16 protein-coding genes and 1 pseudogene are annotated in these 20,082 nt (G+C 66.0%); 7 read left to right on the top strand and 10 right to left on the bottom strand.

Annotated elements, in window-relative coordinates; all coding sequences use genetic code 11:
- Window positions 1-752 precede the first annotated feature (752 nt).
- From PV766_RS18220 to PV766_RS18190, 7 genes and pseudogenes are all read left to right on the top strand, one after another.
- Entirely contained in the window at window positions 753-2,390 is a 1,638-nt protein-coding gene (locus tag PV766_RS18220) for a sigma-54-dependent Fis family transcriptional regulator (RefSeq protein ID WP_129977948.1), read from the top strand.
- A 97-nt stretch (window positions 2,391-2,487) separates the two neighbouring features.
- Window positions 2,488-3,987, top strand: a complete 1,500-nt coding sequence (locus PV766_RS18215; RefSeq protein ID WP_106201874.1) for an aldehyde dehydrogenase family protein — start codon at window positions 2,488-2,490, stop codon at window positions 3,985-3,987.
- 35 nt (window positions 3,988-4,022) lie between these two features.
- On the top strand, window positions 4,023-5,135 hold the full coding sequence (locus tag PV766_RS18210) for an NDMA-dependent alcohol dehydrogenase (protein ID WP_016934781.1): 1,113 nt from the start codon (window positions 4,023-4,025) through the stop codon (window positions 5,133-5,135).
- A 524-nt stretch (window positions 5,136-5,659) separates the two neighbouring features.
- Window positions 5,660-5,806, top strand: a pseudogene (locus PV766_RS18205) (3-oxoacyl-ACP reductase); the annotation flags it as partial.
- A 399-nt stretch (window positions 5,807-6,205) separates the two neighbouring features.
- Window positions 6,206-7,534, top strand: coding sequence for an MFS transporter (locus tag PV766_RS18200; protein WP_421097622.1), 1,329 nt, complete (start codon window positions 6,206-6,208; stop codon window positions 7,532-7,534).
- Window positions 7,535-7,777: 243 nt separating this feature from the next.
- Window positions 7,778-8,464 carry a GntR family transcriptional regulator gene (locus PV766_RS18195; protein ID WP_041804383.1) on the top strand — a complete coding sequence of 229 codons (687 nt, stop codon included), beginning with the start codon at window positions 7,778-7,780 and terminating at the stop codon, window positions 8,462-8,464.
- 271 nt (window positions 8,465-8,735) lie between these two features.
- The gene (locus PV766_RS18190) at window positions 8,736-10,235 is read left to right on the top strand and encodes a flavin-containing monooxygenase (RefSeq protein WP_064063700.1); all 1,500 of its coding nucleotides are present in this window, start codon (window positions 8,736-8,738) and stop codon (window positions 10,233-10,235) included.
- A 294-nt stretch (window positions 10,236-10,529) separates the two neighbouring features.
- Here PV766_RS18190 and PV766_RS18185 read toward each other — a convergent pair whose 3' ends face one another.
- The 10 genes from PV766_RS18185 to PV766_RS18140 form a co-directional block, all read right to left on the bottom strand.
- Complete coding sequence (locus PV766_RS18185; RefSeq protein WP_421097568.1) at window positions 10,530-11,375, bottom strand: F510_1955 family glycosylhydrolase; 846 nt, start codon at window positions 11,373-11,375, stop codon at window positions 10,530-10,532.
- Between the two features lie 43 nt (window positions 11,376-11,418).
- Complete coding sequence (locus tag PV766_RS18180; RefSeq protein WP_421097567.1) at window positions 11,419-13,608, bottom strand: heavy metal translocating P-type ATPase; 2,190 nt, start codon at window positions 13,606-13,608, stop codon at window positions 11,419-11,421.
- 48 nt (window positions 13,609-13,656) lie between these two features.
- Window positions 13,657-14,310 carry a DUF305 domain-containing protein gene (locus PV766_RS18175; RefSeq protein ID WP_421097566.1) on the bottom strand — a complete coding sequence of 218 codons (654 nt, stop codon included), beginning with the start codon at window positions 14,308-14,310 and terminating at the stop codon, window positions 13,657-13,659.
- A gap of 76 nt (window positions 14,311-14,386) precedes the next feature.
- Window positions 14,387-15,901, bottom strand: a complete 1,515-nt coding sequence (locus PV766_RS18170; RefSeq protein WP_421097565.1) for a multicopper oxidase family protein — start codon at window positions 15,899-15,901, stop codon at window positions 14,387-14,389.
- On the bottom strand, window positions 15,894-16,193 hold the full coding sequence (locus tag PV766_RS18165) for an SHOCT domain-containing protein (RefSeq protein WP_421097564.1): 300 nt from the start codon (window positions 16,191-16,193) through the stop codon (window positions 15,894-15,896). The genes PV766_RS18170 and PV766_RS18165 overlap by 8 nt, the downstream gene beginning before the upstream one ends.
- Before the next feature lie 70 nt (window positions 16,194-16,263).
- Entirely contained in the window at window positions 16,264-16,470 is a 207-nt protein-coding gene (locus PV766_RS18160; RefSeq protein WP_024100308.1) for a hypothetical protein, read from the bottom strand.
- A 240-nt stretch (window positions 16,471-16,710) separates the two neighbouring features.
- Complete coding sequence (locus PV766_RS18155) at window positions 16,711-17,739, bottom strand: PDDEXK nuclease domain-containing protein (RefSeq protein WP_421097563.1); 1,029 nt, start codon at window positions 17,737-17,739, stop codon at window positions 16,711-16,713.
- A gap of 117 nt (window positions 17,740-17,856) precedes the next feature.
- On the bottom strand, window positions 17,857-17,994 hold the full coding sequence (locus PV766_RS18150) for a hypothetical protein (RefSeq protein ID WP_024100310.1): 138 nt from the start codon (window positions 17,992-17,994) through the stop codon (window positions 17,857-17,859).
- Window positions 17,995-18,081: 87 nt separating this feature from the next.
- On the bottom strand, window positions 18,082-18,909 hold the full coding sequence (locus tag PV766_RS18145) for an HpcH/HpaI aldolase/citrate lyase family protein (RefSeq protein WP_064063707.1): 828 nt from the start codon (window positions 18,907-18,909) through the stop codon (window positions 18,082-18,084).
- Window positions 18,906-20,069, bottom strand: coding sequence for an acyl-CoA dehydrogenase family protein (locus PV766_RS18140; RefSeq protein ID WP_024100312.1), 1,164 nt, complete (start codon window positions 20,067-20,069; stop codon window positions 18,906-18,908). Before PV766_RS18140 ends, PV766_RS18145 begins: the two co-directional genes overlap by 4 nt.
- Window positions 20,070-20,082: the final 13 nt, after the last annotated feature.

Below are 20,082 nucleotides of genomic sequence, written 5' to 3'. Positions count from 1 at the left end.
ATCATAATTAACCGAACTTTCAAGTGTCGCCTTTCGCAATCCGGGCAGGCGTGGACATCACCCCGACCCTGAACCACGACGGCACTACGCGCGGATCGACATGGCCCACCCTGGCAACTGCGCGGAAGGAAGCGGCGGGTCGGCGCACCCGAACCCGGGTAGGAATCACGAAGACCGGCCGTGCAGCAGCCCTCCCGCGAGATCCAGGTTTGTGTGTCCGCTCAGCCAGGCACCGAAGACCTCTCTCGTGCAACGAATGTGATACCGGCGAAACGCGATCCAAGATCGATTCGGAATCATCACCCAGTTGATCCCGAACGTCCGGCGCTCCACTTGCCGGACACCTCGGCCCGCAACGTGAACGAACGCACCGCGTTCGCGGCGGTCGGTGCGCCTTCCCCCTCCTCGGCGAGTGGGGCACCGACATGGCCACCGTTCCCCGCACCGTTCGCTTCAACTGTTCAGAATCCGGACAGTTGCCGAAACCCGGGGTCGACCACTATTACCTGCATCACATCTGTGTGGGTACGTTGGAGGGGTCGGCGTGGGCCGCTTCCTTCTGCATCGGACCGGAGCGCGGAGAGGACACGCGATGACGAATGGGCGACGCCGACCGATTCGACCACACATCTGTCGGTCCGGACGTCCGGTCGGCGGACTCCCCGTGACGGTAATCAGCAGGATTTGCACACTCGGTACCTCGCGCTGTCACCAGAACCGGTCGGCCGGAGGCAACTGGAAGGAGAAGGGCGATGCACACCTTGCGCCCGGAGATCGAACTGTCCTGGAAGCGCTCGCAGCTCAGCGGTATCGATCCGGCACGAGTGCCCGAGCCCACTCTTCTCGACCCGTCGGATTCGGCTGGGCGGTTGTTACGGGCCGCCCGACCGGTGCTCGACGACCTCCGGGTACAACTGGCAGGTACGGAATGTGGGATCCTCCTCGTCGACCGTAACTGCTGCGTCGTCTCGCGGATGTTCGACTCGGACGCCATGAGATCCGCAATGGAGGATGTCGGGGTACTACCAGGCGTCGCACTGTCCGAAGAGACATATGGCACGAACGCGCTGGGCACCCCACTCGAAGTACGTCAAGGCCTCATCGTTCACGGCGACGAGCATTTCCTCGAACCGTTCAGGCAATTCAGTTGTTACGGTCACCCGATCGTGCATCCGGTCACGCGCAGAATCGAAGGCATCCTCGACATCACTTCGACCGAGAAGACGGCCAATCCCCTCTTCGTGCCTTTCCTCGCACGAGCCGTCCGGGACATCGAGGCACGTCTGCTCGAGGGGGCACGCGAGTCGGATCGCCGCGTGGTCGACGCATTCCAGATCGCAGCCCGCCAACGCGGCGTGGCCGTGGCGGCCATGGGACAAGACGTCATGCTCACCAACAAGGCCGCCGTCGAACTACTCGAACCGGGTGATCATGTGGCGCTGCGCGCACTTGTGGAGGACGTGCCGCCCGGAGAGTCGCGCACACTCGACTTCGCGCTCTCCAGCGGTGGATACACCGAGCTTCGCATCAGTCGTGTGGCCGGCACCGAAAGCGGTGCACTGTTCCTTCTCGATGTCGACGAGACCCGAGCGCCCGTACGTCGGCGGGCTACGTTGCAGGACGCGACCTCTCGGTTGAGATCCCGCCTGGCCGAATTGCGTTCCAGTACCGGCTCGATTGTGATTTTCGGCGAGGCAGGAAGCGGGCGGAGTTGGGCTGCACGAGAGTGTGCGGCGGATCCGATGTGGGCCATCGACGCCGCCCACGTGGTGGCCGAAGGCGAGAGTAAGTGGTCTGCGAGGCTGCTCGAGCACGTCGAGACAGGACCCGAGCACGTCCTGATCGAACACGTCGACCTTGCCCCTGATTCCATCCTCGCGCTGCTGGCGTCTCTCGCTTCACGCGTTGACGGACCGAGATTCGTGTTCACCGCCGATCCCGCCGACACCGTCCGCCCCGCCGCCCGGGAGCTGTTCGCCCGTTGCGGCGCGCACGTGACGGTGCCGGCTCTACGACAGCGGATCCGTGAACTTCCGGCGCTCGTCGCTGCGCTTTCGACCGAGCTCGGACGTTCGGAGATTCGTTTGGGGCCCAGTGCATTGGCAGCACTGTCGGAACACACGTGGCCGGGCAATCTCGTCGAACTGCGCGCAGTCCTCAGCGCCATTTCCGACAAGGAAGGCGCGATGATCCGGGTCGAGGACCTGCCCGAACCGTATCGTGCACCTGCTCGGGTGGCTCGTCTGGGCGGCCGCGAACGCGCCGAGCGGGAAGCGATCATCGAAGCATTGCAGGAAAGCGGCGGTAACAAGGTGCATGCGTCCGCCCTCCTCGGCATCAGCCGCACAACGCTGTACAGCCGGATCCGGGCTCTCGACATCAAGATGTGACCGATTGCTGTCCAATGCTTGAACAGTTCCGCCACCTCTTCGGGAGGCACGATGAACGTGTTCCACATCATATGCATCACCCCCAGGAGGTTGTGGCATGACAGGTGTTGCCGAGCAGTCGGTTTCAGCGAAAGTTCGTGATTTCCTCGCCGGTACCAAATTGCTGTACATCGACGGCCGTTTCGTCGATGCAGCATCCGGTCGCACGTTCGTCACGTACGATCCCGCCACCGGCGAGCATCTCGCCGACGTCGCCCACGGTGAAGCCGCCGACATCGACCGCGCCGTCCGGGCCGCACGCCGCGCATTCGACGAGGGACCGTGGGCCTCGATGAAGCCGAACGAACGTGAGCGTCTCATCTGGCGGGTCGGCGATCTGCTCACCGAGCGAGCTGCCGATTTCGGCCAGCTCGAGGCTCTCGACAACGGCAAATCCGCTGCGATCGCATCGGCTGTCGACACCGCGTGGGCAGCCGACGTCTTCCGGTACTACGCCGGCTGGGCCACCAAGATCGAGGGCAGTACGGTCAACGTCTCCATGCCGTTCGCGCCGGGCGGTCAGTTTCACGCTTACACGCTGAGGGAGCCGGTCGGAGTCTGCGGGCTGATCGTACCGTGGAACTTTCCCCTGCTGATGGCGTCGTGGAAGCTCGCACCCGCTCTCGCAGCCGGCAACACTGTAATCCTCAAACCCGCCGAACAGACACCGCTGACCGCACTGATGCTCGCCGAAATCTTCGAGGAGGCAGGCTTCCCGCCCGGCGTGGTCAACGTGGTACCCGGCTTCGGTGACGCAGGGGCCGCGCTGTCAGCGCACGAAGACGTCGACAAAATCGCCTTCACAGGCTCCACCGAGGTCGGAAAGAAGATCGTCGACGCGGCCCGAGGCAACCTCAAGAAGGTCACCCTCGAACTCGGCGGTAAGAGCCCGAATATCGTCTTCGCCGACGCCGATTTCGATGCAGCCGTGCAAGGCTCACTCAACGCATGGCTCTTCAACCACGGCCAGTGCTGCGTCGCCGGCACCCGCCTGTACGTCGAGAACACCATCTTCGAACGTTTCACCCAAGCAGTCGCCGAGGCCGCGAGCAAAGTCAAGATCGGTCCGGGTCTCGACCCCACGACCGAACTCGGTCCGCTCGTGTCGCAGGAACAACTCGACCGGGTCACCGGCTACCTGCGCGACGGGCTCGCGGACGGCGCGCGGGCCCTGACAGGTGGTCGGCGCTGGGGCGAGACCGGATACTTCGTCGAGCCCACCGTCTTGGTCGACGTGAAGCCGGAGTTCAGCGTCGTGCGGGAGGAGATCTTCGGGCCGGTCGTCGCCGCGATGCCGTTCGATGCCGATGACGGCATCGTCACCGCCGCCAACAGCTCGATCTACGGCTTGGCTGCCGGCATCTGGACCCGTGACATCTCGAAGGCACACCGCACCGCGCGTCTTCTGAAGGCCGGATCGGTATGGATCAACCAGTACAACGGCTTCGATACGGCCATGCCGTTCGGTGGCTACAAGCAGTCCGGCTGGGGTCGCGAACTCGGTGGGGCCGCCATCGACCTCTACACCCAGACCAAAGCCGTCAACGTCGCGCTCTGACATCCCCGTACCCCGCACTCAACAGGAGAGCACATATGAAGACCAAGGCTGCTGTTCTACTCGAGGCCGGAAAGCCCTTCGAGATCATGGAACTCGACCTGGACGGCCCCGGGCCCGGCGAGGTACTCATCAAGTACACCGCGGCGGGACTGTGCCATTCCGATCTGCACCTGACCGACGGCGACCTCCCGCCGCGCTATCCCATCGTCGGCGGCCACGAGGGCTCGGGCATCATCGAGGAAGTCGGACCCGGTGTCACGAAGGTCAAGCCCGGCGATCACGTGGTGTGCAGTTTCATCCCCAACTGCGGGACCTGCCGATACTGCGCCACCGGCCGACAGAACCTGTGCGATATGGGCGCCACGATCCTGGAGGGATCGATGCCCGATGGAAGCTTCAGATTCCGCTCCGGTGAGTTGGAATTCGGCGCCATGTGCATGCTCGGGACATTTTCGGAGCGGGCCACGATATCTCAGCACTCGGTCGTCAAGGTGGACGACTGGCTGCCCCTCGAGACCGCGGTTCTCGTCGGCTGCGGCGTCCCCTCGGGATGGGGGACCGCTGTGTACGCCGGCGGTGTCCGGGCCGGTGACATCGTTGTCGTCTACGGCATCGGCGGTCTCGGTATCAACGCGGTGCAGGGTGCGGTGCAAGCCGGAGCACGGTACGTGGTCGTGGTCGATCCACTCCCCTTCAAACGGGAAACCGCGCTGAAATTCGGGGCCACCCATGCCTTCGCCACTGCAGAGGAAGCCGCAGCGAAGGTGAACGAGCTGAGTTGGGGCCAAGGAGCGGACCAGGCGCTGATCCTGGTAGGTACGGTCGACGAAGAGGTGGTCGCGGCTGCGACCGCCGTGATCGGTAAGGGCGGCACCGTCGTCATTACCGGCTTGGCCGATCCGACCAAACTGACCGTGCACGTGTCCGGCGCCGATCTGACGCTGAACGAGAAGACAATCAAGGGGACGCTGTTCGGGTCGGCCAACCCGCAATACGACATCGTCCGACTGCTGCGTATGTACGACCAGGGCGAGTTGAAGCTCGACGAACTCGTCACGACACGCTACTCACTCGAAGAAGTCAACAAGGGGTACGAGGATCTGCGCGCCGGCAGGAACATTCGCGGCGTCATCGTGCACGAGCGGTAGCGGACCTGCCCACCCGCACGCACGTGCGGGACCCTCTGCCCCGGCACACCGGTGATCTCACCGGCAGGCCGGGGCGGAGGTATCTTCGCAGCAACCGTGCTCATTTCGCCCCATGACGGGAGTCAGGTTGTCTTCGCGGCCGATTACTTCCAGTACGCCCGATACTCGACGGCCGCCTTCGCAAGCCCGTGAGTGTGACTGAGGGTCTTGACGATCGAGCGCGTGGTGTGGCCAGGCAACCGATGGGGGTGCAGGCTCACACCGAGATTCGTCGACATCGAAGCCGATTCCCACACAGTGCGCTTCGTCCGGCGAGGGTCGTGTTTGCCTGATCTACCTCACGGAGAACGACCAACGCGCGAGCTGCCCGCGCCGGACACCGGCCGATCGCCACGTGCACCTTCTCCGACATTTCACTGACACCCGCATCTGCGCAGAGGCCGGGACCGGCTTGTCCATCCCAGGACAGTACCCGGCTCACACGGCCAGAATTCGGGGTAATCATCTTTCTGGTAGCGCTGACAATCCTCGCCCGTTCCCGAAGCCTGGCGCCGATGGGACGTATGGACCGACCCGACGAAATCGCCGAGCTGATCGCCTGGCTGTCGTCGAACGGTCCGAGCTTCTCCACCGGTGCCGTGTACGACGCGAGCGGTGGGCGCGCATCGTACCGACACTCTTCCTCGCATCCCGGGTCGAAGCACCGTCGTGCGCAATCGGGACAGGGGACCCGGTCCGCGACGGGCGTCTGCGACGCACCTGCCGGAACAAGAGGCGGCGTTGCCTTCTTGTATCCAAGATGTATTCTTGTCTGGTGGAGGAACGCGGGACTCCAGGACCTACCGAACGACACACAGGACGACCATTCGTAAGCATGTCGCGCCTCCCTGCCACGAGCGCAGAGTCGCGAACCCGACGGAGTTGCGAGCGATCGATTCTCCACGCACACAGTTGCTCTCGCAGAGAGAACGACACTACGCACAAAGACCTCGAGAGGTCCGTGCGCCCCAGCACGTCACTCCGGCAACCATGCCGCCTCAGCGAGCACCCGAAAGGACCACGCAGTGCCGATGCCTCCCCACGGGGTGACGCAAGTCAAGCTGATCACCGCGCAGCTGTTCTCCGGAGCCGGAATCGCATCCGGCTACGCCGTCGGTGGCCTGCTCGCCGAACAGATCACGGGGCGGACCGCGATGGCCGGATTCGCGCAGATGAGCGTCATCCTCGGTGCCGGGTTGATCGCCTACCCTTTGGCGGCGCTCGCGGCACGTACCGGACGACGCAAAGCCCTGACCCTGGGGTTCGGGATCGGCACCCTCGGCGCCTCGGTTGTGCTCGCGGGCGTGGCGATGGGGTTCCTGCCACTGTTCATGCTGGGAATGATGATGTGCGGATCGGCGACTGCAGCCGGGCTGCAGGCGCGGTACGCCGCTGTCGACGTCGCCGGTCCTGCGGCGACCGGACGGGCGATGTCCCTGGTGGTATGGGCAACGACCATCGGGTCCGTGCTGGGTCCGAACTTCACCGGCCCCGGCGCACATCTGGGCGAAGCGCTCGGAATGCACCCGCTGGCAGGGCCCTACCTGATCTCGATGGCCGCCTTCGCCCTTGCAGCTCTGGTCGCATCGACCCTGACGAGCGCGCCCCGCGCAAGCACCATGCAGTCGACCCGGACCGTCAAGGACGACGACGGAGCCCACGACGGTGCTGCAGTCGGCGACACGACCGTCGATACACCGCCGCTCGGCCTCATGGATGCACTGCGTTTCGTTGTGGTTCAGCCGATTCCGCTGTTTGCGATCGTCACGATCGTCACCGGTCAGATGATGATGACGAACGTGATGGTGATGACACCGGTGCACATGCATCACCAGGAATTCGACCTCGGAGCCATCGGTCTCGTAGTGAGCATTCACATTGCCGGGATGTACGCGCTCTCACCGATCTTCGGATGGATGTCCGACCGCTGGGGGCCGGGAACCGTGATCGCGTCCGGGGTCGCCGTCTTCATCGCGACGATCACGCTCGGCGTCGTCGACGCCCTGGCCCCGGTGTCATCGATGCCGTTGTTGACCACCGCGCTACTGCTCCTCGGCGTGGGATGGTCGATGTTTCTCATCGGCGGCTCGGCGTTGCTGACGGCTTCGGTGCCGCACCATGCGAAGGTCACGCTGCAGGGCGTCTCCGACTCCGCGATGAACCTGGGCGGAGCACTGATGGCTGCCATGGCCGGCACAGTGTTGGCGGCAGGCGGCTTCCTGTGGATCAACCTCATGGCTACCGCAGTTCTGCTCATCACTCTGGCATTCGCGGTCAGAGCGGTGCCGCTGATGACGTGGCCCGGCCGAGCAACACCATCCGCCCCGGACGACCACCACCTCGAAGGTGCAGAGCGGTGAACCTCCTTCCCCACAGAGCGGCAACCATCCGCACACCTTCGCTGGGCATCGAGCCCGGGCGAGGAAGCGGCATCAGAAGAACACCACGCACATGATCTGCGCTGCCCTACCGGCCTCGCGAGCGCGGCCTCTGTGGAATCCGTTCCCAGCACATGCATCGCCGAGCCGGATGGTTCCGATCGCTACGCTCGACAGTCCCAGATGAATCCGTCTCGGATTCGAGTCGAGGACGAGGAGACGACGATGACCGCCGGCCCGAACGAGAGCCCCAGTGCCTCCGAGCGTGCCTATCAGGTGATCCGCGATCACATCCTCGACGGCACCCACGCCCCCGGCACCATGCTCGGTGAGAACACGCTGGCGGCCGATCTCGGGGTGAGCCGTACACCTGTGCGTGTCGCACTTGCGCGCCTTCAGGACGAGGGGTGGATCTCCATCTACCCCAAACGTGGTGCCTTGGTGCAGGGAATGAGCGAGCGGACCGTCGCAGAACTCGCCGACGCCCGGTTCGTCCTCGAGACGACGGCGGTGGATCGAGCCTCCGGTGAATTGCGTCAGCGCCTGGCAGAACGCCTCGAACATTCCATCGACGAGCAACGCGCTGCCTTCGCCGGCAAGGACGTTCGTCGATTCATCGACCTCACGCTCCGGTTCCACCGCGGGTTCGTGGAGGCAGGAGGCAACAGCGTCCTGCTCGAGCTCTACGACCAGCTTTCCGACCGGCACCGGTTCGTGCTCTTCGCATCGGGTGAGCACTTGCTCACGCGCTGCGCCGACATCATCGCCGAACATGTCACACTCGTCGAACACCTCCGAGCGGGCAACGCAGCCGAGTTCGCAAGAACGCTACGCGGTCACATCGCAGAGAACGCCCCGGCAGCAGCGGTCGGCCGAGACATGATCGAGTTCACCCCCTCCATCCACCAGTAGAAATGCGGGAAGCCGCAGCTCGACACGGCCGACCGGTGCGCTCCGGGGCCTGAAGAGGCAGGACCGGGCGGAAACCGATTCGATATTTCGAACAGGTATTCCGTTGGATCGGCACCTTCGACCCGCCGGCCCGGGCTCGCATGCACCCCGAACACGATCACCGAATCCCTCGGATCGGACCGTAGCCGTCCAGCGGGGCCGGAACGTAGTGGACTCCGGTCGAAAGACACCCGATTTTGACTGATCAACACTAATCTTGAACACTGTTCAAGTGATCGACACCGAAGTACTCATCGTCGGTGGCGGCCTTGCCGGACTCGGCGCCGCCCACTACCTCACCCGCCGCGGACGGACAGTCCACGTCCTCGAACGCAGCAGCGGCCCCGGTGGCACCTGGCTCGAGAACACCTATCCCGGTTGCGAGTGCGATATCCACCCCGCCCTGTACTCCTACTCGTTCACGCGACTCCCCGGCTGGATCAGCGGACGGGCCGATCATCACCAGATACTCCGCCACAGCCGACTCCTCGCAGACCGGATACACCGATCCGCGCGCGTCGACTACGACACCGAGGTCACCGACTGCCACTGGAACGACACCGACGCGCGGTGGCACGTCCACACCCGCTCCGGAACACTCCACCGCGCCCGCTTCCTCGTCCTGGCGACCGGCGCACTGAACGTCCCGCGCATCCCACGCCTACCCGGCTCCTTCGCCGGTCCGGTCCTGCACACCGCCCGCTGGAACCACGACCTCGACCTGCGTGGCGCCCGCGTCGGCGTCATCGGCACCGGCGCCAGTGCCGCCCAACTCGTCCCCGCCCTCATCGACCACGCCGGCCGGGTCACGGTGTTTCAACGCACCCCCGCCTGGGTCCTGCCCCGAGCGCGTACCCGGGTGCCGCTGCCCTACCGTGCACGCCGGACCGTCGAATATTGGCGCAACGAGACACTCCTCCCCGCCCTGACCGGCTCGAAACGTCGCCGCGCCGCCCTCGAGGCGCGGGCTCTGCGTCACCTCCACGCCCAGATAGCCGACCCCGTCCTGCGTCGAGCGCTGACGCCCTCGTACCGGATCGGCTGCAAACGCATCATCTTCTCCGACACGCTCTACCCCGCCCTGTGCCACCCCACCACCACCCTCGTGACGTCACCCCTCACAGAACTCGCAGCAGACGCCGTCCGCACCGCAGACGGCCGGCGGCACGAGATCGACGTGCTCGTCCACGCCACCGGATTCCACGTCTCCGCCGCTTTGATGCGATTGCCCATCCACGGCCGAAACGGGGTCAGCCTGCAAGAGGTCTGGGCTCGTGACGGTGTCACAGCGCACTTGGGCACCACCGTGGCCGGTATACCCAACGCGTTCATTCTCGGAGGACCGAACACCGGAGTGGGACACACCTCGGTGCTCTTCATGCTCGAAAGCCAACTCCGTTACGTCGCTGCCGCACTCGATGAAACCGACCGCACCGGTGCCGATGCACTCGTCGTACGTGAACAAGCACAACACCGATCCACCACACGCATCCACCACGACTCGGCTGCAACGACCTGGACCCGAGGCGGCTGCCGCAGTTGGTATCTCGACCGTGAAGGAATCAACCGCTCCCTGTGGCCGGGAGCCACCTGGCGCTACCGGTTGCACACCCGCGCATTCGATCTCCACAACTACACATCGATCCGGGCGTCCACAGGGGGCAGCGACGGCATCGAACAAGCCGAGCCCGGTCGCCAGAGGGATGAGAACGGCTCCGCAGCCGGAAACTGACCTCACCTTCCTTGCTCACGAGCTGCCCGCAACAGACTGTCCATGCGGCCTCACCGACCGGTCGGACCGCGGCGGCCGGACACCACTGATCGACCTCGAGGTACCCGCGGCCGTTGCCGGTCGGGCCCGGAGCACGAGTGGCCGGATACAGGCACTCGAGCGCGGCCTGCTCGTTGCAGGAAATGCCCACGGGCACGGAGCGCCCGCCGAGACCGAGGGCTGCTGATGACGGCATCCCTCGGCATGCCCGGTGCGCCGTCCGCGGTGAACCTTCGTCCGGACCCGACCCGGAAGTCATTCGAGGGTGAAGAGCTGTTGCGCGGTGGCGGCGTAGGCGGTGTCGACATCGACGGCCAGCAACGCTTCGACCGGACCGACCACTGCTTTCTGTTCCCATGTTCGGCCGGTGTCGCTGCGCCAGGCGACACCTTCGGTGTCGACACCCCATAGGGATCCGTCGCCGGCGGCAGAGAGCAGCATCAGTCTCGGCGCATCGGGAACGGCGGTGAAAGTGCGGGCGGAATCCGAACTGTGCTGCAACCCGTCGACGGTGGCCGCCCAGACGCCATCGTCGTTGACGGCCAGGGCTGCGGCGACCAGGGGGGCTCCGGAACTCCAGGTGACGCCGGCGTCGGTGGACACCAGCAGTCCGGTGGTGCCGTCGAAACCGACGAGCACCTCTCCGTCGGTGGCCAGAGCGTGGAAGTCCACTTCTCCGACAAGGGATTTCGGTGTCCAGATGTGACCTCCGTCGGTGCTGTCGATCAGCCCGAGCGGGTTCGGAGCGGAACTCGATGGTCCGGGATGTCCGGAGGCGAAGAGTCGATCGGTGCCCGGCACCCCGGTCAGTCCCATGAAGTCGTCGTCGGAGGTACCGATCCGGGTGGTGCGCCCGTCGACGCCGAGGGTGACCAGACCGGTGTGGGTGCCGGCCAGGATCGTGCCGTCGGCCCCACGGTGCAGCCCGTGCAGGTGGTCGAGGGCGGGGGTCAACGTCACCGCGGGCACCTCCGACACCGGAACAGTCCCCGATCGTGTCGGTGTCGTAGCGGGCTGCTGAGTCGAGCATCCGACGAGCACGGTCAGAGCGGCGACGGCGGTGAGCGCACCCCGGTAGGGGCGCGCGAACGATGTCCACATGGAGACAGAGAGACTTTCTCGAAGGGGGTGGGTGCCGCGCCGGTCAGGTGCGGGTCAGGTGGGCGGGGTCGAGGTCGAGGCGGCGCAGTAGCTGGGCGTTGAGGGCGACGACGATGGTCGAGACCGACATGAGCACCGCAGCCACCGCCGGGGAGATCGCAACACCGGCGAAGGCGAGCACGCCGGCGGCCAGGGGCACGGCGATGATGTTGTAGCCGGTCGCCCACACCAGGTTCTGCCACATCTTCCGGTAGCTGGCGTGGGAGAGCTCGATGATCGACAGCACCGCCCGCGGATCGTTCGCCGCCAGCACCACCCCGGCGGATTCGATCGCGACATCGGTGCCGGCACCGATCGCCACCCCCACGTCGGCCCGGGCCAGGGCCGGGGCGTCGTTGACACCGTCACCGACCATGGCGACCGTGTGTCCACGCTGTTGGAGTTCGGTGACCTTCGCGTCCTTGTGTTCGGGCAGCACCTCGGCGAACACCTCGTCGATGCCGAGATCGGCCGCCACGGTGTCGGCGACCTGCCGGGCATCGCCGGTGATCATCGCGACCTTGACTCCGCGGGCGTGCAGGGCGTCGATCGCCTGGCGGGACTCCTCGCGGACGGCGTCCTCGAGTGCGACTGCACCGAGCACCCGATCACCTTCGGCGATATGCAGCACCGAGGCTCCGCGCCGTACCCATCCCTCGGTGACCGCGGTGACGTCGGCGGGTACCGACAGCGCCAGGTCGGTGAGCATGGCGGGGCCGCCGACGGTCACCGCAGTGCCGTCGACGAGCGCCCGAACACCGCGGCCGGGCAGGGACCGGAAGTCGGTGGCGGTGAGCCGCTCGTTTGTCGGGACGCGGGTGTCCGCTGCGTCCACGATCGCGCGTGCGACGGGATGTTCGCTGTCGGCTTCGACCGCGGCGGCGCGGGCCAGCAGATACGACTCGCCGATTCCGTGGGCGGTCGTGACATCGGTGACCTGGTGCCGCCCCTGGGTGAGGGTGCCGGTCTTGTCGAACAGGACCACCTCGACGGTGCGCATGCGTTCGAGCGAGAGCCGGTCCTTGACCAGCACACCGGCTTCGGCGGCGCGTTCGGTGGAGATCGCGATCACCAGCGGGATCGCCAGTCCCAGGGCGTGGGGGCAGGCGATGACCAGCACGGTGACCGTCCGCACCACCGCTTCGTCGATGTTGCCGAGCAGCGCCCACACCGCGAAGGTGAGCAGGCCGGCGATCGCGGCGAAGTAGAACAGAAACGCTGCGGCCTTGTCCGCCAGCGCCTGCGCACGCGACGACGACGCCTGGGCATCGGCGACCATGCGTCGGATGCCGGCCAGGGCGGTGTCCTCACCGAGGGCGGTGATCCGCACGCGCAGGGCGCTGTCGGTGGCGACGGTGCCGGCGACGACGGTGTCACCGCTTCCGCGGGTGACGGTCTTCGATTCGCCGGTGATCATCGATTCGTCGACCTCGGCACGTCCGTCGATGACGGTGCCGTCGGCGGGCACCCGGGCCCCGGCTCGCACGAGCACTACGTCGTCGAGTGCCAAGTCCGCCAGTGACACTTCCTCGGTGCCGTCGTCGGTGATCTTCTCGGCGGTGTCGGGCAGCATCGCCGCCAGCGCGTCGAGTGCGCCCGACGCCGACCCGAGAGCGCGCATCTCGAGCCAGTGCCCGAGCAGCATGATCACGATCAACAGCGCCAGCTCCCACCAGAAGTCCAGGTCGAAACCGCCGAGGCCGAGGGTGGTGATCCACGAGGCGAGGAAGGCGACGCTGATGGCCATCGCGATCAGCAGCATCATCCCCGGTCGGCGCGAGCGCAGTTCGGCCCAGCCGCCGGTGAGGAACGGGGTGCCGCCGTAGACGAAGATCACCGTGCCCAGTACCGGCGGAATCCACATGGTCCCGGGAAAGTCCGGCATGGTGTAGCCGAGCAGCTCGGCGACCATATGGCTGAACCCCACGACCGGTAGCGACAGGACCAGTGACACCCAGAAGCGTCGTCGGAACATCTCTCCGTGCGCGCCGTGTCCGGCGTGCCGATTGTGCCCGGTGTGCTCACCCGGCCCGGCGTGCCGATCGTGCCCGGTGTGCTCACCCGGCCCGACGTGGGCGAGGTACTCGCCGTGCACGTCGTGCTCGTCGGGGGTCGGACTCTGAACGCTGGCGCCGTGCTCGTGCCGGGCGGGCGCCGGGCCGGGGTGGGGGTATCCCTGGTCCGGGTGCGACATCGAAAGCCTCCTGGGATGGCGGGCCGAGAGAAGACCGGGCGGGGCCGGTTACAGGGTGGTCAGCAGCTCACGCATGGTGTCGATCTCCTGCTGCTGAGTGTCGACGATGGTGCGGGCCATGACCACCGCATCGGGGAACTGCCCGTCCTCGATCTCGGTCTGTGCCATGTCGACGGCGCCTTCGTGGTGGGCGATCATCTGCTCGAGGAACAAGCGGGCCGCGTCGATGCCCTGCGCATCCGCCAACGCCTGCATGTCCTCCTCGCTCATCATCCCTTCCATCTGCATTCCCTCCATACCGTCCATGCCCTCGTTCATGTCCATGCCCGGCATGTCGTTGTTGCTGGTCTCGGGCATTTCGGTGGGTTCACCCCACTGTTCGAGCCAGGACTCGAGCTGTTCGATTTCCGGTCCCTGCGCGGCCTTGATCTGCTCGGCCAGCGCGATGACCTCGGCAGGGATGTTCTCCTTGGCGAGGAGCATGTCGCTCATCTCGATGGCCTGACTGTGGTGCGGGAGCATCATCTGCGCGAACATCACATCGGCGTCGTTGTGGGCCGCAGCCTGTTCTGCGGGCGTGCTTGCCGAGGCCGGCGCGGTCGAGGTAGCGACGGTGGTGCCGGTGTCGGAGTCACTGCAGGCAGCGGCGGTGAACACCACCGCCAGGGCCATGGCGCCGGCGGCAAGGGGCCTCTTGTTCATCAGGGTGTGTTCCTTTCTCGAACGAGCACAGGCATCGTGATGGGACGGTTCGGTACCGCCGGTCGGCGGGGGGCGATCACGCCAGATAGGACACGGTGGTCATCATTCCGGCTTCCTGGTGATAGGCGTTGTGGCAGTGCAGCGCCCATCGGCCGGGGTTGTCGGTATCGAATTCGATCTCGACGGTGCGCATCGGCCCGATGGTGACGGTGTCCTTGCGCAGTCCGGTGTCGGTGAGCGCGAAGGTGTGGCCGTGCAGGTGCATGGGGTGGAACATGTCCGACATGTTGCGCATCCGCATGCGCACCCGTTGTCCTTGGTTGACGTTCAGCGGTGGGACGTCGGGGTGGGCGCGGCCGTTGAGGGTCCACCGGTACGGCGACATGGTCCCGCCCATATCCACGCTGTGATACAGGTCGTGATCACGCTCGGCCAGACGCACATGATCCCGGGGCGCAAGGTCGGTGCCGAGCAGCACCCGCCGGTCCAGTTCATCGGGGCGGGGTTGTGGCGGCAACTCGCCGGCGGCGGTGCGCACCACGGCCTGTCCGTACCCGGTCTTGCCTTCGGCCTGGGCGAACAGGGGAAACACCCCGTCGCCGAGGGTGACCAGCACGTCGAAACGCTCACCCATGCCGATCAGCAGTGCGTCGGTGTCCTGCGGTACGACCGGGAAACCGTCGGTGTGGGTGACCGTCATCCGGTGACCGCCCAGTGCGACACGGAAGGCGGTGTCGGCGCCGGCGTTGACGAACCGGATCCGTGCCCGTTGTCCGGGTGCGGCGGTCAGGACCATCGGATCGTCGGGTACACGCCCACCGACGAGGAAATGGGGATAGCTCACGTCCCCGGCACCCCCGAGCAGCGGCGAGAGCATGGTTTCCTCCCCCATGTCCATACCGCCCATGTCCATGGCGCCGTGGTCCATCCCGCCCGTGGTGGTGTCACCGTTGCCGGTATCGGCACCGATACCGAGCTCGCGGGCCACATCCTCAGGGGTACGTCCGGTGCCGTCGAGCCAGTCGTCGAGCACCACGATCCACTCGTGCTCGTACGCACCCGGATCGGCCGGATCATCGACGATCAGTGCGCCGTAGAGCCCGCGGTCGAGTTGCAGACCGGAATGGGAGTGATAGAAGTACGTGCCCGCATGAGGGACGGTGAACTCGTAGACGAACCGCCCTTCGGCGGCGATGGGGTCCTGGGTCAGCCCGGGAACCCCGTCCATGTCGTTGCTCAATGCCAACCCGTGCCAGTGCGCACTCGTCTCCACCGGCAGCTGGTTGTCCACCTCCACCCGCAGCAGATCCCCGGCACGGGCGCGGATCAGCGGCCCCGGCACCTGGTCGTCATATGCCCAGGTGGACACGATGCGTCCTCCGAGATCCACCTCGACCGGACGCGGCGCCAACCGGGCCGAGACCACCTGCTGGCCCGGGGAGCGGCGCTGCTGCTCGAGACGACGCACCACCGGTGACGTGGCGGACACCGGCACGCCGGTCGCGGCCCCCGACGGGGAACAGGCCGCCAGAACCCCGACGCCGGTCAGCATCGAGCCGATCAGGAAGGCTCGGCGGGGAACCCTAACCACGGGCCTGCTCCTGCTGCTCGCCGGTCGAGGCGGCGCCACCGGGCTGCGTCAACGTCCGTCGGCGGGACACGAATTCATCGGAGGTGATATCGCCACGGGCGAAACATCTTTCGAGCGTCCGCAGTGGATCGTCCTGCTGCTCGGTGTGAGCAGGACCGTCTGCTCGATCGGTGCGGAACAGGGTAGCCACCAGATAGATCGCCACCGCCCAGAACACGAGCGTGCACACTGTCATGACGGTCCATCCCGCCCACCCGATGTCACCGACCCAGCCCATCATGGTCGCCTCCATCCCTCGGTTTCGTACCTTCAGCGTCGGGCATCCACCCCACAGGTTCGGTGGAGGTCGTATGAAGATTTGCTCAAGAAGCCCGCCGCGGCGCCGACTCCTGGACGGTGCCGGCGATGGTGGACACCGTGACGTCCTCTTCCGCTCGCCCACCCGCATCCGGCAGCGACCCGACGACGCCGGTGCGCCCCTCGACCGGTCTGCGGGCGATGATTGTCGAGGACGAACCGCGTTTGGCGAATCTCGTGGGCGCTTCTCGTTGCGCGTCGTCGGATTCCACTACACCGAAGTCAATGCCGGATCGGCGTGCTACATCCCTCGCCACGACTTTCCGGCGCATCGAGACCCTCCGCGCGACTCGCAGTGGCAGATCGTGAGCCCGGCGCCCGTCGGTGGAACCGAGGGCCGCTCGTGGGCCCGTCACACTCCGTGCCGGTTCCGCCACACCGTGCAGCCCCTGTCCGCTTTCCTCTCCGCATCGCCATCTCAGGTGAGGAGCAGAAAGATGGACGGCGTCTCGTCACTCCGGCATATGGTCGTCGAGTTCGAGAGCAACTGCCCGTGTGAGAGCGTCCTCGGCGGGGAGCGCAGCCTGCTCGGCGGGCGAGAGGTCGTAGCGCGATACCGCGATCGGCTGCGTGGTGCCGGCGAGGGCGTACCGGACGACGGACTCGTTCTTGTCCGCGACGAGGAGCATCCCGACGGTGGGCTGGTGCTGCGGTCTGCGCAACCGATCCTCGACCAGCGCGACGTAGAAGCCGAGTTGGCCGGCATCACGAGGGTCGAACCTGGTGGTCTTGAGTTCGATGACCACATACCGGAGCTGTTCGACGTGGAAGAACAGCAGATCGACGAAGAAGTCGTCGCCCTCGACATCGAAGTGGACCTGACGACCGACGAACGCGAACCCGGGGCCGAGCTCACGCAGAGTGTCGATGATGCGCTCGACGAGCCGATCCTCGAGCTGGCGCTCGGCGGCGTCCCCGTCGATGGCGAGGAACTCGAGCGTGAACGGATCCTTGGTGATCTGCTGAGCAAGCTCGGAGTCGGGGCGTTCGAGAGCGCGCGGAAAGTTCGACGGGGCTGCCCCCGCCCGCGCGTGCAGGTTCGTCTTGATCTGGTGAGCCAGCACGGGACGACTCCAGCCGTGTGCGACGTCCTTGGCGCTGTACCACTCGCGTAACTCGACGTCCTCGAGCTTGTCGAGCAACTCGATGACATGTCCCCACGGCAATTGGCCAACGGGTCGTTGGCCGATTGCCGCCGGGTCGGGCCAGGCCTCAGCGAACCTGCGCATGTACTTGAGGTTGGCCGGGGAGAATCCCTTCACTCCGGGAAACTCGGTGCGCAGATCCTCCGAGAGCCGGGACAGGACTTTGCTGCCCCAGGGAGCTGTTTTCTGTCGCTCGATGATCGTCGCACCGATCTGCCAGTAGAGCCGGAGCAGTTCGGTGTTCACCCGGCGCTGGGCCACGTAGCGTGCTCGATGCACGAGCCGTTTGATGCTCTCGAGCGTGTCGGCGTACTCGGACGGGACGGGAGACGACATTCCTCGACGCTAACGGACCGAACCGGCTCTCCGTCCTCCTGGGAGGGTGCGCCTACAGAGATGTCGCCGGATACCTGGCGGGGAGGCTGTCGTCGACGTGGCGATATCGCACATCGGCTACTCGGAGACCGCACCGATGTGGTGGGCGAGCTCGTCGTAGTCGACCTGCCGCAGCGCCGGGGCGCCGGTGACGCGACCTCGACACGGTAGGCCTCGGACCGTGTCGTCACCGAGGCAGTCGGCGGTATTCGGCACACCGATCCTCGATCGAGGTCGTTCGGCCGAGCGCTGCAACGGTCCGGCGGTAGGCGCACATTCAGGCGTAGTGGCAGGCAGGCCCGATCATCGTCCCGCTCGCTCCAGCACCCTGCGTGCTTGCCGAGCGACCGCTTCATCGATCAAGAATCCGGCTTCATCCACAGCAACACCGGACTCCGCCGCCTCCAGGCCGGCCAGCACGGCACGGGCCTTGCATACCTCCTCCGAGGACGGTGTGAACACTCGGCGAACCGGGGCGAGCTGCGCCGGGTGAATGCACGCCCGCCCGACGAATCCGAGGCGCGCAAGGGCGCGCGTATCCGCTTCCAGGGCGTCGCTGTCACGGAAATTGCGTGACACCGCGGCAGGGGGCGGATCGATTCCTGCCGCCACACCCGCAGCGATGACTCGGCTGCGTGCGAACAACAGCGCCGTCCCGTCGTCGTCGACCTCGACACCGAGGTCTGCGGCCAGGTCGACTTCTCCGAGTTGCAGAAACCGCATTCGGGGCGCACGAGCAATGGCCGGTGCGGCGAACACACCGGCAGCGGTCTCGATCAGCGCGGATACCGCAGCATCGGGACAGAGCTCTGTCAGGAGGCCATCGACCTGTTCGACGTCGTGTGCGGATCCCACCTTCGGCAGCCACACCCCCGTCAGCCGCGGGTGCGCGACCGCACGGATGTCCGCCTCCTGCAGCGCTCCCGGGTTCACACGCACCCATACCTCCACGGAACCGGGGGCGAGCGCGGCGATCCACCGAGCTACCGTTTCACGCGCGAGCACCTTTCGATCAGCGGCGACCGCGTCCTCGAGGTCGAGCACGATCGCGTCGGCACCCGAGGCGAGTGCCTTGTCGAAACGCTCCGGACGATCACCCGGGACGTACAGGTAGGTCAACGCCACGCTCATCCGATGACCCCGGAACCGGAGACCAGCGCCTTGGCTATGACTGTCCGCATGATGTCGTTGGTGCCCTCGCCGATCGACATGAGAGGTGCGTCGCGGTACAACCGCTCGACGACGAACTCCGTCGAGTATCCGTAGCCGCCATGGATACGCATCGCTTCGAGGCTCGCGGTGATGGCCGTCTCGGAGGCGAAGTACTTCGCCATGCCGGCCTCCATGTCGACTCTCTTACCCGAGTCTGCCTGCGAAGCCGCCCAATACGTCATCAGCCGGGCGGCCTGCAGATGGGTGGCGATGTCCGCCAGCTTGAGCTGGATCGCCTGGAAGTCCGCGATCGGCTGCCCGAACGCGGTGCGCTCTCGCGCGTAGGACAGCGCTGCGTCATAGGCGGCCTGGGCGATACCGACGCTACGGCCGGCGATGTTGAGCCTACCGATTTCCAGGCCCGACAGGGCCTGCTGCAGACCACGCCCTTCTGTTCCGCCGAGCAATGCGTCGGCCGGCACCCGAATGTCGTCGAGGAGGATCTCGCAGGACTCGGTGCCCTTGTACCCCAGTTTGCCGAGATCCCGTTGCACCTCGAAACCTGGAAGCGTGGTGTCGATCAGCAGGATGCTCATGCCTTTGTGCGCCGGTTCCGCGGACGGGTCGGTCTTCACCAGAACCGGGAGGACGTTCGCGTGCCGGGCGTTGGTGATCCACGTCTTGGCGCCGCTGACGATGTAGTGATCGCCGTCGCGGCGCGCAGTCGTTCGGATTCCCTGCAGGTCCGTGCCCGCGCCGGGCTCGGTGAGTCCGATCCCGGTCCGCCACTCCCCCGTGGCCAGCTTCGGCAGCAGGGTCTGCTTCTGTTCCTCGGTGCCGTGGCGGTTGATCATCCAGCAGGACAGATTGTGGCTGCCGAGAATGCCGGCGATGCCCATCCAACCGCGGGCCAGTTCCTCGTACACGAGTGTGAACGACACCTTGTCGAGGTCGATACCGCCGTACTCCTCGGGCGTGGTGATGCCGAACAGTCCCATGGCCTTCATGTGTTCGACGATCTCGGTGGGATACCGTCCCGATTTCTCCCACTCGTTGGCGACGGGAACGATCTCTTTGTCCACGAAGTGACGTAACGCCTTTCGGAACGCCAGTTGCTGCTCGTCGAAGGTGAAATCCATGATGGCTCCTGGG

The organism is Rhodococcus sp. As11 (assembly GCF_048957735.1).
Classification (GTDB): Bacteria; Actinomycetota; Actinomycetes; order Mycobacteriales; family Mycobacteriaceae; genus Rhodococcus; species Rhodococcus gordoniae.
This window is presented reverse-complemented; position numbering and strand designations above follow the sequence as displayed.

Bases quoted from the DNA above. Each gene is read 5' to 3' on its own strand.
- PV766_RS18220 (WP_129977948.1), top strand. From the start codon at position 753: ATGCACACCTTGCGCCCGGAGATCGAACTGTCCTGGAAGCGCTCGCAG.
- PV766_RS18215 (WP_106201874.1), top strand. From the start codon at position 2,488: ATGACAGGTGTTGCCGAGCAGTCGGTTTCAGCGAAAGTTCGTGATTTC.
- PV766_RS18210 (WP_016934781.1), top strand. From the start codon at position 4,023: ATGAAGACCAAGGCTGCTGTTCTACTCGAGGCCGGAAAGCCCTTCGAG.
- PV766_RS18200 (WP_421097622.1), top strand. From the start codon at position 6,206: ATGCCTCCCCACGGGGTGACGCAAGTCAAGCTGATCACCGCGCAGCTG.
- PV766_RS18195 (WP_041804383.1), top strand. From the start codon at position 7,778: ATGACCGCCGGCCCGAACGAGAGCCCCAGTGCCTCCGAGCGTGCCTAT.
- PV766_RS18185 (WP_421097568.1), bottom strand. From the start codon at position 11,375: ATGTGGACATCGTTCGCGCGCCCCTACCGGGGTGCGCTCACCGCCGTC.
- PV766_RS18180 (WP_421097567.1), bottom strand. From the start codon at position 13,608: ATGTCGCACCCGGACCAGGGATACCCCCACCCCGGCCCGGCGCCCGCC.
- PV766_RS18175 (WP_421097566.1), bottom strand. From the start codon at position 14,310: ATGAACAAGAGGCCCCTTGCCGCCGGCGCCATGGCCCTGGCGGTGGTG.
- PV766_RS18165 (WP_421097564.1), bottom strand. From the start codon at position 16,193: ATGGAGGCGACCATGATGGGCTGGGTCGGTGACATCGGGTGGGCGGGA.
- PV766_RS18155 (WP_421097563.1), bottom strand. From the start codon at position 17,739: ATGTCGTCTCCCGTCCCGTCCGAGTACGCCGACACGCTCGAGAGCATC.
- PV766_RS18145 (WP_064063707.1), bottom strand. From the start codon at position 18,909: ATGAGCGTGGCGTTGACCTACCTGTACGTCCCGGGTGATCGTCCGGAG.
- PV766_RS18140 (WP_024100312.1), bottom strand. From the start codon at position 20,069: ATGGATTTCACCTTCGACGAGCAGCAACTGGCGTTCCGAAAGGCGTTA.